The organism is Methylocucumis oryzae, from assembly GCF_000963695.1.
Lineage (GTDB): Bacteria > Pseudomonadota > Gammaproteobacteria > Methylococcales > Methylomonadaceae > Methylovulum > Methylovulum oryzae.
This window is the reverse complement of sequence record NZ_LAJX01000106.1, coordinates 1-17489: the sequence shown is the minus strand read 5'-3', so window position 1 is coordinate 17489 and position 17489 is coordinate 1. Positions and strand designations below refer to the sequence as shown.

Annotated in this window: 11 protein-coding genes; 2 read left to right on the top strand and 9 right to left on the bottom strand. The window is 46.5% G+C overall.

Going from position 1 to position 17489, the window contains the following annotated elements; genetic code table 11:
- The 9 genes from tnpA to VZ94_RS10825 form a co-directional block, all read right to left on the bottom strand.
- Nucleotides 1-104, bottom strand: a 104-nt coding sequence (gene tnpA / locus VZ94_RS33250; protein ID WP_439097729.1) for an IS66 family insertion sequence element accessory protein TnpA, incomplete at its 3' end; no start/stop codon positions are given.
- An 88-nt stretch (nucleotides 105-192) separates the two neighbouring features.
- Nucleotides 193-1986 carry a putative porin gene (locus VZ94_RS10850; protein ID WP_052700446.1) on the bottom strand — a complete coding sequence of 598 codons (1794 nt, stop codon included), beginning with the start codon at nucleotides 1984-1986 and terminating at the stop codon, nucleotides 193-195.
- 18 nt (nucleotides 1987-2004) lie between these two features.
- Nucleotides 2005-6783, bottom strand: coding sequence for a filamentous hemagglutinin family protein (locus VZ94_RS10845; RefSeq protein ID WP_045779250.1), 4779 nt, complete (start codon nucleotides 6781-6783; stop codon nucleotides 2005-2007).
- Nucleotides 6764-7150, bottom strand: coding sequence for a hypothetical protein (locus tag VZ94_RS10840; RefSeq protein WP_045779249.1), 387 nt, complete (start codon nucleotides 7148-7150; stop codon nucleotides 6764-6766). The genes VZ94_RS10845 and VZ94_RS10840 overlap by 20 nt, the downstream gene beginning before the upstream one ends.
- Nucleotides 7143-12491: a two-partner secretion domain-containing protein gene (locus VZ94_RS10835; RefSeq protein ID WP_045779248.1), complete on the bottom strand. Its 5349-nt coding sequence runs from the start codon at nucleotides 12489-12491 to the stop codon at nucleotides 7143-7145. The genes VZ94_RS10840 and VZ94_RS10835 overlap by 8 nt, the downstream gene beginning before the upstream one ends.
- A 2-nt stretch (nucleotides 12492-12493) precedes the next feature.
- Nucleotides 12494-12862, bottom strand: coding sequence for a ShlB/FhaC/HecB family hemolysin secretion/activation protein (locus VZ94_RS28810; RefSeq protein WP_239649851.1), 369 nt, complete (start codon nucleotides 12860-12862; stop codon nucleotides 12494-12496).
- Nucleotides 12863-12875: 13 nt separating this feature from the next.
- Complete coding sequence (locus VZ94_RS10830) at nucleotides 12876-13934, bottom strand: POTRA domain-containing protein (protein WP_052700444.1); 1059 nt, start codon at nucleotides 13932-13934, stop codon at nucleotides 12876-12878.
- Nucleotides 13858-14106 (bottom strand): hypothetical protein, encoded by a 249-nt coding sequence (locus VZ94_RS28805; RefSeq protein ID WP_239649850.1) that lies wholly within the window; start codon nucleotides 14104-14106, stop codon nucleotides 13858-13860. The genes VZ94_RS10830 and VZ94_RS28805 overlap by 77 nt, the downstream gene beginning before the upstream one ends.
- Before the next feature lie 419 nt (nucleotides 14107-14525).
- Nucleotides 14526-16187, bottom strand: coding sequence for a hypothetical protein (locus VZ94_RS10825; RefSeq protein WP_239649849.1), 1662 nt, complete (start codon nucleotides 16185-16187; stop codon nucleotides 14526-14528).
- A gap of 335 nt (nucleotides 16188-16522) precedes the next feature.
- On the opposite strand from VZ94_RS10825, the gene VZ94_RS26430 reads away from it, so the two are divergent.
- Complete coding sequence (locus VZ94_RS26430) at nucleotides 16523-16846, top strand: hypothetical protein (RefSeq protein ID WP_192828627.1); 324 nt, start codon at nucleotides 16523-16525, stop codon at nucleotides 16844-16846.
- On the top strand, nucleotides 16782-17489 hold a 708-nt coding region (locus tag VZ94_RS10820; protein WP_045779246.1), incomplete at its 3' end, for an REP-associated tyrosine transposase. The genes VZ94_RS26430 and VZ94_RS10820, both read left to right, overlap by 65 nt.

Here is a 17489-nt window from a genome sequence, read left to right as displayed (position 1 = left end):
AAGGTTTTGACATTAAGCCGATGCTGTCGGCAATACGCCGCTTGCGTCATTCCGCTGCTTTGCCAAGTGTTCAGGTGATGTATCCAATGCGCAGTTAAGGTCATGCATTATCCTCTTCAAAAATTTTGAGAATAACGGTTCTGAACTTATTAGAACAGGTGGTTTGGTTGAGCGCTTACCATTGATAACAGCTCATAACCTTATATTTAAGTCCAGCGCTAGCGTATCAATATCCAGTGGTGGCCCATCAATGGCTTCTGTGCTAAACCAACGGAACATCGCCCAGGTATTTTTAGCTAGCCCATAACTGCCGCCTATCATCCAGCCTTTGGCATCGGTGCCGCCTTGATGGAAAATCGTATCGGTAAACGCATCTAACACCGCATCGCGTTGCACATAGCGATAAGCAATAATCGCGCTCCAATCGTTAAAGCGTCTGATTTCAGAATGACCTAAATCTAAACGCAGTTGTACGGCTTGGGTGCGTTCTTTATTGTCTAACCCTCTGGAACCCGTGAAATAGCCTGGAAAATCACGCGCAATTCGCCCAGCGTCATAACCTAAGTTATAAGCATAATCGATAGAGAATAATGCATGTACTGGCTGAAATTTGGCGAAGTCATACACCGCAACGGCATTAAAAATCTTAAAATCAGACGCTAAGCCATACAAACACCCCTCGCCTAACGCGAATGTCTGGCTACTAGTACAGCGGCTGTTAAAGCCATCGTTGCGGTTAATCGGCACTAAGGTATTGCCTTTCTGCATAAACTGCGGCGCTGTCCAATCATAGGTAAAGCTATCGCGAGCATTGGCTATCGCACGTACATTTTGATAATCGTAATAGCTCGCCGCCAGCTTTAGCCTAGAGCTGTCTTGCACTAGCCAATCCATACCGACTTGCCCAGCGAACAACCATTTATCGGTGGTTGACAGATTTACTTCTTGCAGCGGAAACACACCAGCGGTTAAAAATACAGAATCAGGCGTTTGTGGGCCTAAATGCACGCCGAAGCGGCTATTAGCTTCTGGCGCGCGATACTGTTTAACATTCGGCTGGTTGTAGTTGAAATGCTTGCTTAACATAAAGGTAAAACCTTCAACGCTTAAATCAGGGCTAAACTGCATTTCGGTAGACAACCACGGATTAGCCATACGACCACCAGTAACGGTCAACCAATCTTTATGCCAACTATCTTTTGCTTGATATTGGATAAACGCTCTATCCACTGCAACTTGATAGGTTTGACCCGTGTTGCCCATCGTTTGGTTACTGGACACTGGACTAAAGTCATTCGTCGTCGTTAAGCGAAACCCGGAGTTGATTTCATCGGTTATTTGCATTTCTAAGCCTAAGCGAAAACGCTCGCGTAGCCTTAAACGGTCTTGCGTGGTATTAAGATATTGCTCGTTTCTGTTATATGCCGCTAAGCTTCCACCATCGCGGTTAATCGCTAAATAATCTAAATACGGGCTGTTACCTGAGCCATAGCTATCTTCTTGTAAACGCAAACGAGCGTCGGCAGTAATTCTGATTTTATTTAACCAACCAGGTAACGCTTCTGGAACACCCCAATGCTCAGTTTTGGCATCGGCTTTGACTTGTTGCGTGACTTTATTGGTTAAGTCAGAAACCACTTCGGCACGAATTTCATCTTTAATAAATTTCGGTACATGAGTAACCCGAATACGATTAGGATGCGCTTTATCAGTGGCCAGTGCAGGCTCTTCTTGTTGCAGTTGAGCCGATTTTGTCTTTGCCTGGCGTAATAAGACATCTGCTTTTTGCTTATCCAACAAACCTTGTTGAACAAAAACGTCGATTAAACTTTCTGCCGTATTTTTTAATTCCAACAAGTCTTCCCGCTCTTCAGCAATTGCTTGCTTTAGCTGGATTAAGTCAGATTTCTCGTCCGCCCAAGCAGCGTTTGTCGTCAAAACCGCTGCTATGGCATAGACTAATGGCTTAGATTTTAGTGATAACATCTTATTCCTCGTATTCCTCTACTTTGAGTACAGCGTTAACCGCCACACTTTTTTATCCCGTTCTTTTCCGTTACAGTCACCGTAACCTAAGACATCGACACTCAATACCGATAATTTATTGTTACTCCCGTCACTCTGTTGATTTTGGTTTAGCTCCTCATCATTCGCTTGACCCGCTGTTTTGCCGGCACTTGCGGCTGCGCTGGCTGCTGCACTCGGTACCACAGGTGCAACAGCAACACTGGGTACGCCAATGGAGCCTCCTGAAGCAGAAATATTGCTAGCACCAACTACAGCCGTCGCTGCAATCACAATTTGACCGCCACTAATACCCGCCTCACCGGCATCGACAATGCCAGCGGGAGCTGCTAGATAAACATTGCCCTGTTTACCGCTACCATCTTGTGGCGTAATGGTTTGAATACCGCTACCTGAAACAATAGGTGGGAAAATAGTGACGACATTACCGTTGGCATCAACACTGGTAATCGGTGCCGGTGCTGAAATAGCCGACTTTGCACCTTTACCGGCATCAATATTGCCCTCTGACGACCAAATCAAAATATCACCGCCCCCCATCGTGAACACCCTAGATTGGTTGACATTAAAATCGCCGCTACTTATCGCATTAATATCGCCTTGTTGTTGCGCAACAATACCTAGTTGGTCGGCGCTTTTCTCTATCCCGGCAAGACTTCCCGCTAAGCCTACGTTAACTGAGCCGCCGGGTGAGGCAATATTGATACCGCCACCCGCTAAGGTTTTGATTTGGCTGAACACCATTGATAAATCGCCGCTATACGTCTTATCTGGAAATAAGGTATTAATCGCGTCAAAACCTTGTTGATAGAGCTTGGTCTTATCCGCATCGCTGGCTAATGCGGCTGCTTTAGCCGATTGTTGCAGTTCATTGTATAAAGCGGCTAATACCAAAGGCTGTTGGCGTTGTTCTGGCAATTGTTTGAAATAAGCTAGTTTTTGCTCTGGACTCAAGCCAGCAGTGAGGTCGTTGCCCGCATCGTCGATGATTTTCAAATCGGTTAAATAGCGACTGGTTAACGTGAAATAACGATTAATAAAGTTATTAAGCGCCGCGCTACCGTTGTTTAATCCTACTAACACATCAACGCCCGCACCCGATGATGGCAACACGGTGTTTTTAGTATTACCTATCGTGTTAACCCCAGCTGAACCACCTAAATTGACATCACGACCCGCTTGTATATTTAGGTTTCCCGGCCCGCCTAACTCGATTTGCCTATCATTGGCTTGCACATGGCCATCGCTGTCTAATAGCGCATCAAAGCGAATATCACGACCGGCTTTTATGGTTGTCGTATCTGCAACGCTAAGATTTTGTCCATAAACGCTTAAGTTATTAATGTCGTTACCGGCTTGAAACGTCGAAGCAGACGGTAAATAAAATGCCACTTCTGAGGCTGAGGAGAAGTTAATATCGCCGGTTTTAGCAATAATCGCCGGTAGGTTGGTGTCGTTTTGATGTAAAGGTATTGCGGCATGAATCAACGTTGCATCCGGCGTAGAGGGGTCTAAACGCTCTCTAGCCCGGATCAAACCATCGCTTAGGCTACCTTCTATTTGTTGTGCAGGAGATAAAACACTGGGTAGCCAGCTTGGCTCAGCATCGGACATATTGATATTAATAATTTGCGCAGCATCGCTATCGGTATTAATACTGCGATAAGCATATAAATTTAACTGGCCTTGCGAGGACGGAAATAACGTCATCGAATGGTTGACGCGAATATCGCCGGATAACGCGCTTGCCGATAATGTCGCTGGGTAGACGGCGTATTCAAAACCGCTAGACGAACTAGTATCGATATTCTTAGCTTCACGCACGGCATCAACATCATTTTCTAACACCACATTACCGGCAACAGCGGTTAAATTTACGCGACTCTGGTCGGTATAGGTAAAAAAGCGAGAATCTCCTCCGGCAGCCAATGGTTGCGTATTAGTTTGCTTTAATAATGTTGGGTTAAATACCGACGCTAGTTCTAAGTCTTGTCTAGCGGTTAATTTCACATCGCTATCGCCTAATTCCACGATAGGCGCTAACGCATCCGTGCGGGTGCTGTTGCCGCCAACCTCAGTATATGTGCTGCCTTCGCGAGTTAAACTACCTCCAGCCGTTAATTCAGCTTTACCTAGCGCAACATAATATTCACCGCCAAGTATGTTATTACCGGCACGCACTGATAAATCGCCACCACCATTGATAACAGTACTAGATGCCGTCCATTGATTGCTAAGACTGCTTACCGTACCAAACGGTTTACCGGTGCTTGGTAGCATCACGGAAAGCTGAGTAATATCGCCGCCCGCTTCAACGGTCACATCGCCACCGCCTAACGCGCCTAAGTTTTGGTTAAAATAGCGACTGCCCTTAGTAGCAATGCCATTAATAGTCGAACTACGCTCACCGCTGATATTAATCCCCCACGCCGTAGTGCGATTATTTTCGGTAATCGCACCGCTACGCACTAACCAATCGCTGATTGATTGTCCTGTGTTAATCCCATTAATATCGCCGCCTGCGTGCAATTGAATTGAGCCACCTTGGCTTGGGTATTCCGCCACCATAAACTGCAAACCCAATAAGGTTTCATTGAAATAGCCGTAGCGTAGCAAAGCATTTAATTGCTCAGGACTTAACCGGTTAAGATAATCGCTATCGGTCTCGCCGGTTAATCTGGCAGCGACCCCAGGCACAGCACCGCTAAGTAATTGGCTGCGCGTATAAACCGCCGTCGTACCCATCGTGTAAACTGCAGCCGCCGCACTCTCATTACCGGCATCGGCCAAATAATTAATGTCACCGCCAGCCTGAAGCGCAATATCGCCTGTGCCGGTTCTTACCATGACTTGGCTAGTGACTTTACCGCCCGTGCCATAAGGATTAACGGCTGAATACGTTGCCGCCAAATTCACATCGCCACCGGCACTAAGACGATAACTCCATGAACGCCCCGGTTGTAACACATCTTGAAATTTTACTGAGGTCTGGCCGGGCAAATAAGACGTCGCGAAGGCGTCGGTTAAGCTAGCTTTAATCGTTAAATCGCCTTGTGCGGTTAAACGCAGAAACCCTGGAATAACCTGCTCACCGCTACGATTTTGATAACGCCAAGCCATTAAATCCCAAGCATCAGCGAGGGTTAAATCAGCGCTACTGCGTAGTTCAAGCCCAGGCGCCAGCTCTATGTCATCATGTTTAGCGCTAGCCGCTTTAACTTCACTAGAACTCATAAAATCAGCCGTCTCTTTCTGCCATGCGGCTATTGCATCTGCTTTAATGACCGACTGTCCGTCATAGACTTTAACCGCTTCTAAACTTACTCGATTATCGGCAACGCCGCTAAAACGGGTATTAATTTCAGTGACCGCTAACTGATGCGCGCTATCTTCTCTACCCGCGCGTAGCTGTACATGCCCACCTAAACCATTAACACCACCAGAAACATCAATGGCAGCGCCTGTTTCAGATAAATCTAATATCCCTGTGCCAGTATCGTGTTGATGTACAACATCCAAACTTACCCTACCACCGTCTTCGTTTTCACCCGTAGCAAGCGCTAGGATTTTGGCATGTTCGCCTAAACGAATGCCATCGGCGTTAAGCGCTACGCTACCGCCGCGCTCACCACTGGCATCGATTTGGCCAAGCACTTGTAACAAGCCTGTTGTGCTTAACGCTATATGCTGCGCCCGTAGCGTATCGGTCTCAGCCAACGTCAAATCACCACTGTTTACGTTAAGGTCTATCGTCGTGTTAAATCCAGCTGATGAAAGCTGCTTCGCTAACCTTGAAAAATCGTTATCGGTCAATTGATGAGCCGTTAAATAAAATTCACCCAGCCCTTGGCTAGCACTATTAGCCGTCCCAGCATTAATACTGCCTTGCCAACTGAATACGCCATTCGGAGCTAAAAGCTCTAAACGGCCATCAGCACTGACAGCTTCAGCACCATTGACGGCACCGGCCAGATTTAAGCGCGCCCCATCTGCCAACACGATATTGCCTTGGGTCGCCGTTAACGCGATACGACCTGCATCTGCGGCTTGTAGCGCTTCAGCAAACGTCAGTGCACGACCTGACACGTCGGCACTAAAACCGTTATCGAGCTGAATATCGCCAGTGTTTGCTGTGAGTTTTAATAGCCCTGCCGGTAAATCAAAACGTGCATTACCTTGAATCTGCTCTGCACGCATAGACCAACTCGCGCCTAAGCCTTGACGCGTATCGGTCGTAGCCGCTGCGGCAAGATTTAGCGCATAACCATCGGCTTGAATCGAGCTTGTTGCGCCATTTTCGCCAATAATATGACCTGCCGTAAGCGTCGTATTTGCCGCAACAGTCAACTGCCCTGCTTGGCTTAACTGACTTAAGCCTGCATCGCTAACTGTTTGCCCTAAACCGATTAACGCCGATTGCGCATTCAGATTAACCTGAGCAAACCCAGTTATCGCATAAGCACCACTCGCTAGCGCTATCGTTTGCGCATTCAAATTTAACGTCCCCGAACCTAAACCATCGCTATGCTTTTTGGCACTGGAATTGGCCAGTACCAAAGTATCCGCGCTGATATTGGCGGCTAGCCCGTCGTTGTTAAAACCATTGATTTGCGCCGCGTCGATATGCACTGTGTCGGCGTGAATCGCGATATCGCCATACAAATTGACATCGCTACGACTGTTAAGCATTAATTCCGACAAATTTAACGCAGTATCTGTTAGCACTAAGCCAGTGCTGTCAGAAGGCGCAGCACCCAAAACTGATTTGTCCGGCTGACAACGCTAAGGCACCATCCGATAAATCTAATAACCCCTTAAACTGCGTGTCTTTAGTCGCATCTAAACGAATGGAATTACCCGAAGCAATCGTTGCGCCGCTATCCACGACTAAATTACCTGTTTTACCAGTAATCGTTTGCCCTCGGCTAACATCACCTAAGCCAGCCGACGACACGGCAACGAATACACCATCACGGGTGCTTTGACCTTGATTAACCAAGCTATAAGCCACTCCTGATTGCGTAGAGCGCCCTTCACTGCTCAGTTTCGCGCCAGACTGCAAATGAATTTCATCTTTGGCGGCTAATAACACCTCTGCCCCGCTTAATTGGGCGTTATTAGCCAACGTAATCGTTTGCCCGGTAACGGTAATTTTTTTGCCCAGTCGCTGTTTTAGTACGCGTACCGCCTAATAACAGGCTAGGGGCATCCAAGCGATTCAAATCGTCTGCTGCTAATGCGACAACACCCTCGTCTTGATTGCTGGCCGCATCGGTCGCTACGATGGCTAGGTGTTGTGCGCTAATATCAACTTGTCCACCGATACCACCTTGCGCCGCCTGAGCCGATAATTCACCCGCTAACGTCAAACCGGTTTGTGCGCTAATCGCAAGTCGGCCGGCATCTTTAGGTTTCGTATTGCTAGAAGAGGTTTCAGCGCTAAAGAATTGATTGGCTGTGTAATCTTTATATTCGGACTGAGTTCTCGCGATACGACCGGATTCGACAGTAAAACCATGCCAACGCGCTTCACCATCACCGGTAGCCGCCGTACCGAAACGTCCAGCGACTACGGTTCTACCAGCGATGTCGCTTAATACGGTGTTTTCTGGTATGTCTTGATAGCCTGCTTTCGGTGTGACTAAATAAGCGCCAGGCAACAATGCATAATGCGCGGGTAACAATGTATACCAACCCGCCGCTAACCCTGAACCGGCACTTAAATACACACTATCACCTACGCTTAAACCCGAAGACTCCCATTCAGTAGGGTTATACGGTGACAAGGCATTCGCTAAGTTGGGCAACACCGCATACTTCTCGGTATAGCCAGCCGCGTTAGGATTTAACACATCGACCGAACCGCCATTACCGCTAATAAATTCATATGCGTATAACTCGCCGCCGCCAGCCACATCAAGCTTAGCCCCGGTAGCAAACGCAATATTGTCACCTGTTAACTGTATTTGCTTTTCCGGAGGGCTGGCTATGACACGATTAGAACCACCGGTGCTGTCCAATGGATATAACCAATTCTCCCCGCCAGAGCCTTGACCGAATAACACGGTTAAGCCATCGCCCGAAACAGACGTTAAACTACCCGCAGCTAAAGTTAATTGCTTAGACGCTGTTAAAGCGAGTTCCCCGAAAGGTGCTTTTATCACGCCTTGTTGAACAATATTGGCCGCTTTTAAGGTTAAACGGCTGCCAGCCGAATAAACCGGCGCGGCAGCTTGAAGATTACTTTGTACGGTTAATGTCGTGTTATCACCGGTTAAGCTAATTTTGTAGTCGCTTAACGTCGGGGTATATAACTGGCTAGCGTTAATCGTTAAATCGCCTGCGAGCTTAAATTCGCCTAAATAGTCTTTAGTATCAGAACGCGTCCTAATACCAACCGCGCGCACATCACCAGCGCTATTTAACTGAACTTGGTCAAAACCATCAAAACTTAAGCCACCGATTAACTCAATGCCTTGCGCATTGACGATAAACTCGCCGGTACCTGTTTTAGCGTTAGGGGCTAGGGTGGATGAAAATTGCCCCTCATTAGTTTCAGTATCAATACGGCTAGTGCTTGAACCCATCTGGGCATACGCCGTATTTAGGATAATGCTGTTTTCGGCATCGGTTTTTAGCGTAGGGGTATCCAAAATAATTTGTTTATCTGCCGACAGTGTCACCGGGCCATTAAAACGAACAGCTCCGGCATAACTACCCTTAGCACCTAATACATCAGTGGTGAGTTGTAATGAAGCAAAACCGCCTTGATTGAGCTTATTTGCATTTAACAAAGCACGACCGCTATAAGTATCCGCATTCGGCGCTTTAGTATGATTAAGTCCCGCGCCAGCAAGTCCAGGCTCTGCGTTAACCACAATTTCTCGTGGTAAATTTGGATTAATGTCATCAGGAAACAAGCCACCCGCCACCGCAATTGTGGGCTTATTGCGAAAATTACGATTCAGCGTGACCGACAAACTACCACCCTCAACGCCGTTACCGCCCGCATGACCGTAAAAACCACCATCGGCGATAATGCCTTCACCAGCACTGAGCGCAATCGAACCACCCGCCGAAGCAATCTTACGGCTAACCACGCCGTCGCTTTCTGTAAAATCTAACCGGGCCGATGTACCAGAAACATTAATCACCGAACCGGCTTGGCTAACGATATAACCTCGTTTTGCTGTGATATTGACATTACCACCCGCTAACACATCGCCCGTCACTAAACCATACGGATTATCATCGGGTTGGAACTGGCCTTTCGCGATTAAAGCGCTTTGCGCACCCAGCCAAATACCTTGACCCGAAGCAAAACCTTTATCACCGCCCGAAGGCGTGTTAATCGTTAAGTTAATAGTTCCAGCCGGTGCATGAATACCACCGTCTAACCAAATCGAGGTATCTGATGCTAATGACATTGTCGCACCTGGCTCAGCTTGAATCAGCGCATTCTGACCTACGCTTAATACTTGGCTTTGATCTTGTCCGGTTAACTCTTGAAAATTAAGGCTTAATGAAACGGGTTGACGGTACTCATCAGGTAATTCGGTTACTGTGCTAAACGCTTCTAATTCAGAGCCGGTTGCTTGCTGTGCTAAGTTACCGGTTAACAATAGGTTTTGTTGTCTTGGCGTAATGTGCGTACCGTCAGCCACTGTTAAGCCGAGTACCGTCGCTGTCATGTTGTAGTCGGCAAAACCGCCTTGGTTGAAAAAATCTTGGCTTAAAACTAAGGGCTTAATCGCTGGATGAGTATTAGCGCTTTGCCCGTTATCAGCACCGATGAAGACAGCGCTAGAACTTAAACTAAGCTCACCCCCTTGCTTAAGGCCATAGCCTAATAACTCACCTTGCAACACTAAATTAGCCGCCTGACCGCCGCTATCATGATTCGCTGCCGTTAACGCAATACTGCCAGCCGCACCCGGCGTCACTTGATTGCCAGTGTTTAACCACGCACCACCACTGACATCGATACGGCTGCCTGGACTCATGCTCAAATCACGCTGTTCTGTGGTTAACGTAACCTGCCCACCATCACTAGCAATCGTAGCTAATGACGCTTGATGTTGACTATCTAAATAATCATTGACCCAAGTACCGCTAACATCAATATGCGCTGATTCACCTAGAGTCATAGCGCTAGGCAATAAAGTATCGGCGACGGAAACAGGCTTTAATTCAACCGTACCAGATGGTGCGCTAATCTCGCCGTGTAGCTCAAAACCTGTCGCCGCTGCGGTTAACTCACCGTGTTCTGGCAGTTGTAAATGAGTTTGCTCAACGAGCCTAAGCACGCCATTACTCGTCAAATGCAACCGGCTAACCCCTGATCGTTGTAATAATTCGGCTGACAATAACAGCGCGATGGCCTGACCATCATTATCATTTGCCCGCGCAATCACATCGGTGAAATTAATATCGGCATTCTGCGTTGCTTGAGTCAACGTAATATCTTGTACGCTTAATAAACTGTTCTGACTTAAATCTAGGCTCAGCAAACTACCTTGAGCTTGCTGCTCAGGCTGGCGTTGCCAAGTTCCTGCAACGGTACTGCCGTCTAAGTCGCCGTTTAGTAAAGCTTCGTAGGCATTAATCGTTAACTGTCCTCCAGCTTTTCCCTCGGTGTAACCCGTTTCAAAATGTTTACTGGCTAAGCCTGGAATAGCCCATGTCTCAGATACGCCCCATTGCGCATGATTCACACGAATCTGACCATAAATAGCGTCATAAACTTGATCTGGGTCAGCCTGGCTTATCTCTATTAATTGACCGTTATGAACTAACTGCGTCGTCGCAACATAACCGTCTTGATAAGCGACCGAACCACCCGAAAAATCGATTAAGCTGCCTGTTTGCGTGACGACATCACCGGTCGAAGCAAACGATACTGTGCCGCCTGACGTGCTGCGCTCATCGATATTACGTGCGATTCTATCGACCGCACCTTTAATATCAGCAACGGGTATGCTCGCTGACGTTAACACGCCCTCGCTGTCATACGTCAAATCAGCATCCCGTAAATCAACGTGTACCGTTTGGCCGTATAACACGCCATCACGCTGTAACGGCGAATCGCGTAACTCGAATTTGCGCAACTCGACATCAACGGTATTGCGCGCCACAGGCACAGCCACTTCTTTAACTCCAGATGCATCGATTACGCTACCCGACGCCATAAAAATACGTGCATTGCCTTTTACGCTAGCATCTGTCGGGTCATCGATGGCTTGTGCAGTAATATCACCCGAATGCGCCAATACCTTAGAGCCTTGCGCGAATATCACATCATGCCCACTCAACTCGATTTGCGAACGGCTTTGCGTTTGTGCGTCTATAGCCGTCTCAGTTTTGTCGGCATCTAATTGCACACTCGTTAGACTACCGGGTGCTAAATGTACTTGTGCCGATGTACCTAAACCATCGTCTTCTGCTGCCGTTCTAACGGTTGCTTGCGGCAATAACTTGCCACCGGTAGCACTAGGGTCTTGTATGCCCTCGCGCGCTAATAATCGCACAGAGCCATTTAAATTAACCGACGTCGTTGCCGACGCAATGCCTTGTTGATTAACCGCAAAGCCCATGACGCTAACATTGCCACGCTCAGCAAGCACTTGACCTAAATTATCGACTTTGCCGCCTTTACCGACTTCCACCAGTAAACCGCGAATATCTGAGTCCGTCCCGGCTTCTTGCAAATAGACTTTATCTTTTGCCGCCGCTAATATCGTTTGCCCATCAGGCGTCGTAATCGTACCGGCATTGGTAATCACCGGCGCCGCAATGATGACTCGGCCACCCGCAGCATTAGTACTAATGTTAGCGCCTGGCTCAAGATAAATTTGAATCTTGATTTTTTGCCCTTGCTCATCAAGCAGATAATGTCCAGCACTGTCTTTTAAATACGTTTCACCACTGCCTTGTAATGCTGCTGAACCGTTGTCATTAAACGCTTGCGTTAAACCATTTTTAAGCGTGTTATCGCTAATGCCTAACGTCGTAGCCACTAACGAATTAACATTCACTTCAGAATTTTTACCAAATACAAAACCGTTTTGATTGACTAAATAGACTTGGCCGTTCGCCGTTAAAGAACCCATGATTTGACTAGCATCGGCTTGATGAATCGTATTGAGCACCACCGAGGTCGCCGCCGGTTGGTCAAAGCGCACACTATTATTGCTACCAATATTAAAACTCTGCCAATCGATACCCGCCTTATCGGTGGTTTGCGTGATTGTCATAGACTGGCCTGCAACACTTGCCAATGCTGAGCCTTGGCTTGCAATCTCCACCGGCGTAGCAGACAAGGTTACCGATTGCGAAGGCACAGGTAATTCTGCATAAGCAGGCGATAACACCATGCTGCTGGCTAATAAGGTTTTTATCGCCGCCGTAAGGGATTTTAGCTTGCCTCGATAAAGTCGATTAGATTCGCTTAAGCTTGCTAGAATCATTATTAAAACTCATACGCTAATTTAAAATCGAACCGCTGATACCCCACATCGACAGTACCTTGCTTAATCAATGGATACGCCCACACTAACTCGCCTAGAACATGTCGGTAACAGTGCCAGCGTAAACCTAAACCTGTAGCTGCGAGGTCATAATGGCTTGGGTTAGGTGCTAATGGCTGTTGAATCCATAAATGGGCATAATCGAAAAAAACATACGAGCGCAGCATCTGGGCAAAGTCCCAGTCCGCTTGCGCTAAATCAGGACTGTGTAGCTCTAATGACGCATTAATGCCATCATCGCCTAATTGCTGAGTTTGATAATAGCCGCGCACCGTTTCCATACCGCCGACGGCAAATTGCTCGTTACTGATTAATGGCGAACTGCTAATTTGACCCGATAACTTGGCATTTTACGCGCAACCCTAACGGTAAATCGCGTAACTGCTTTAATTCTGACGTTAAATAAAGAAAATTAGGTTTAGCCTGGAAGCGGCGCCGCTCAAATTCTTGCGCGTCGTTAGCTAACCCTTGAATAGAAAAATGAAGACTATTGTTTAATGAGGTTGTAACACCTGGATAACGCCAACTGGCATCATAGGCTAATAACCAGGCTAAATAATTTACCGGCGAGGCTTGGCTGTCTTGGCCTTGTTGCGTAATCCCTTGATTAAAGCTTTTATAATCAAGACCCGCAGTAAAGCTATGAGAATAATCCGTTAACGCCGGTAACGGCTTAATCAAGCGCGCGCCAAAGATTGAGCCTGTACCGACCACCGACAAACCACCTACGCTAGCGCCTAATTGCGTATTCGAGCTAATACCCACGCCGTATAACGCCAAACGGGTATCCGCCCAGCCAGTAGGTAATACATACGTGCCAGACCAGACTTCGACTTCATCGCTGTCTTCCGGTGACACTTGATATTGCAGCGAGGCACTATGAAAGCGTTGCCATAAATTATCGTAACGCACCGAGCCGGTTAATCGGGAACGCGACGTATGCTCTGAATTGCGGCTATTCATTTCTACACTACCGTGCAACGGTAATTTATCTTTTACACGTAATTCGACTTCGGTTTTACCCGGCGTAGAACCCGCACGAAAAATAGGATTCACTTGTCTATCGGCTGACTGTTTACCTAACTCAGCCAATTGCTCTTGTACCTTAGGCATGTAAGGCGTTTTACCAACCGACAGCTCAGGAACTTGTTCGCGAATTTTACTCGGTAAAAAATACTGAGCGCCGGTGACTTTAATACTGTCTACCGAACCCTCTATCACATTAAGTAACACCACGCCATTAACCACTTCTTGTTCAGGAATCTCAACGATAACCGTGGGATAACCATGACTACGGTATTCTGCTTCAAGCTTTAAGCGAGCTTGTTCGACATCCTCTACCCGCTTTGCTTCGCCTAAAAACGCATATAAAACTTTTTTCAACAATGTCTTGAGGTAATAACGTATTACCATCGACTTGTAACTCCAACACATCAAAAACGGTGGGTTCTTGTTGCGGATTAGCCGCATCGGTATTAGCCTCATCAGCGCTCACCGCCCCATTAATCAATACGAATACCAAAAGCCAAAAACTGGCTAAACCCCGATATTTCATTCTATTCCCTACCAAAAACTTATGAAAAATCGGGTAAAATCCATGTTTAACCATTCCAGAATAACCGTAGAAATAATCACCAAACTCAGCTTGCTTTGTTAATAGAGGGCTACCACTTAAGCCGATACACTCCAATGAGAACAATGTCATCTCGGCAGGGATTGCCGAGATCCAGGGTACAGGGATGTACTTGACGCTTTGCCATCCATGGCATCTGGATTCCGGCAATCCATGCCGGAATGACGGTTTGGCCTTAGGAGCTTAAACTAAAATTGCGCTGTCTTAAGACGAGTAACCTAAATAGATGAAGCAAGCTTAATGCCAATACATAAGCAATTAATTAATATAGATAAAATCATTGATACTGTTGTTCAGACAACAAGCATTGCTGCTTGCCTGTTGCCTGAGCAACACAGGACTTATTTCAATTGCACTGCTAAACCACCTGTGGCATTGCTATCCGCCACCGGCACGATTTCGGTATGAATACTGCCTTTGTTTTTATGAGAGAACGCTGACACTGGGTTGCTAGCGTTAAACGGAACAGCAGCCGAAAACCCACGACCATCAACAGTAGAGGCAACCGCGCCGGTTTTGCCCCATGCTTGCGTGGTATTGGCTAAGCTTAAAATACTTGGACTGCCTAAGTTTTCAGCTAAGGTTTTGATAAGTTTAGTTTTTAATGCCCAACTAGAATCGTCTGACTTATTTTTACGGTACAACACCACGCCTTCAGACCAATACGAATACACGCCCGCCGCAATGTTCTCCAACGTTGGCGCATAACCATCGACACGAACATAACGCCAAGGATCGCCACCCGTACCTGTTGTTGTCACTGAGGTGTTTTTATCTGCCGTGTTAATGGCTATCCCCCATCGCTTGGCAAAACCTGCACCATCAACAACGTTATTAAAACCCAACACATTGGTACCGTTTTGCCAGTCTTTCAACAACGTGCCGGTATCGGCAACGATAATGGGTTGCTTAACAATAGGTAACGACGCATCTTCATCGACAGCGTTATCAGGCGTTTTTGCTGCGGGTCCCACTGCATTTTTAGCGCCGGGGTAATTTAAAAAGACTGAGTAAGCAATCACGCTAGTCGCTGCACCATTATTTCTTAAGCTTAAGGCCACTGGGGTTAAGTTACCGCCAGTGGTCGATTCTTTATAAGGTGCAGTAATACCTGCATCGGTCAAAATGTCATCATCGACCAAACTTTTAACGGCGTTACTATCGGTTTTATCGACGATTTTAATTTGGTCCCAAGCGCCAATTTTGCCCGCTATTAATGAACCCATCACATTACGGTTTAAATTAGGCATACTGGTTTCTGTGTAATCACCAATCACTACCGATGATGGCAGAATACCGGCGCGTTTTTGTGCCGCTTGTAAGGCTTTATACAAATCTAACGTGACCGCAACCCCATAAGCCAAGCCCGGTGTTTGTATAATCGCAAAAGCAGTGGAACCTGTCGTTGGAATGCTTTCTGCACCTGTAGGCCAACCCGGCTCAACTAATCCCGTGGTTAGCTCAATTTGTTGATCGGGATAATTCTCGGTACCCGGCTTTAACACTATAAAAGGGTCAGCGGCAATCGCACCGGCATCAGAGATTTTTTTATTCAAATACTTAGAGGCATTTTCTGAGCTAATCGTCTGTTTCCAGGCTTGCGTACCATCAGCAACCCAAGCCGATTGCGGTAAGCCAACAATATTTAAATGTTCTAAAGGCATGTTCATTTTCAACGGAATAATCCCATAACCCGTACCACCGCGTGTACGTCTTAACAGCAATATTTTCTTACCCGCCAAACCAGCCCCTAAATTCTGAGCACCTAGAAAATAATGCGCTGTCCAATTAGAGCCAACCGAACCCGTTACCGCATCGACATCGTTAAAAGTATCTAACGTGCCAGGTGCCGCTAAGACATCGGTTACGACCTGGGTGTACGCTTTATTTTGTGCCACCGCCCCTGAGATACGCACCGTAATCGCAGGAGCACCATTCACCCAAGGTGTTAACGCATAAGCCGCACTTGTTACGCTGAGTAGTCCTAGTGTTATCGCTGTCAATTTAATTTTTTTTTCATAAAAACCTGTTAGTTAGTTAAAAAACATTGCACACAGTCAGCAAGCGTTAAGCTTGCTTTAATTAGTCGTCCAAAACGTTATTTATATAACTATATAAAATATACTATTGCAAGCAGATTTTTTTCTGACAAAATGAATTGTTTGATACCTAACAAAACTTGCCAAAAAATATATAAATTGTTGATAAACAAATAAAACTATTATTTACAAGTCATAGCATATTGGTTGTGTCGATAGATATTGTGATGTGGGATAGTGAAATTCACCATAGCGTTGCCAATGTTTGACTTTTGTATCCGACTAGCTACAGTAACGCCATGAACGACACAATCCAACAAACTGATTACTTCCGCAATGACGTTTTACTCAAGCGCCCTTATATTCGCTTGGAATGGTGTCTTGAGGCTTTACAAAACCCCGTACACCGTGAGCAACAAGATGACGGACGCATCCGTCACTGGGTATTTGTCGCAGAACTCATAAAAGGGGTCAGCATAAAAGGGGTCAGAGTAAACTTAACTTTCTGCTATACTGTTTATCTTTATACCTATCGACTTCAGACTTCAGGAAAAACCAATGGCAAGACTAGCCCGCGTGTGTCCAATCGGCATTCCTCAACATGTGATTCAACGTGGCAATAACCGACAAGTGTGCTTTGCCGACGAGCAAGACTTTGCTGCTTATGCGGGTTGGTTGAAAGACTCCTCTAAAAAATACCAAGTAGAGATTCACGCTTGGGTACTGATGAGTAATCATGTTCATTTACTTTGTACACCACAAAGTCCAAATGCGCTTAGTCAGCTGATGCAGTCACTGGGCAGACAGTATGTGCGTTATTTCAATCTCCGCCACCAGCGAACCGGGACGCTTTGGGAAGGGCGATTCAAATCCTGTCTGGTGCAGGAAGACGATTACCTCATGCAACTTTATCGTTACATAGAGCTGAATCCGGTCAGGGCTGGGATGGTAAAGCAGCCGTCAGATTATGTTTGGTCTAGCTACCGGATTAACGCACTGGGAAAACCATCAGAACTCTGTACGCCCCATGCGGTGTACCTTGCGTTAGGTAAAGATACCAACGAGAGGCAAGCTAATTACCGTGATTTATTCAAACATCCTATTGAGGGGAAATTACTGCAAGACATAAGGCTAGCGATAAATAAAAGCATGGCACTTGGAAGTGAACAATTTAAAGCGGAAATAGAACATTTAAGCGGTCGACGGATGACTCCCAAAAAGTGGGTAGACCTGTTGGTTGGCGTAAAGAAAGAACGAATAAATAAC

What these genes read in the sequence shown, in the direction of transcription:
- VZ94_RS10850 (WP_052700446.1), bottom strand. Translation starts at nt 1,986, where the DNA reads ATGTTATCACTAAAATCTAAGCCATTAGTCTATGCCATAGCAGCGGTT.
- VZ94_RS10835 (WP_045779248.1), bottom strand. Translation starts at nt 12,491, where the DNA reads ATGATTCTAGCAAGCTTAAGCGAATCTAATCGACTTTATCGAGGCAAG.
- VZ94_RS28805 (WP_239649850.1), bottom strand. Translation starts at nt 14,106, where the DNA reads ATGAAATATCGGGGTTTAGCCAGTTTTTGGCTTTTGGTATTCGTATTG.
- VZ94_RS26430 (WP_192828627.1), top strand. Translation starts at nt 16,523, where the DNA reads ATGAACGACACAATCCAACAAACTGATTACTTCCGCAATGACGTTTTA.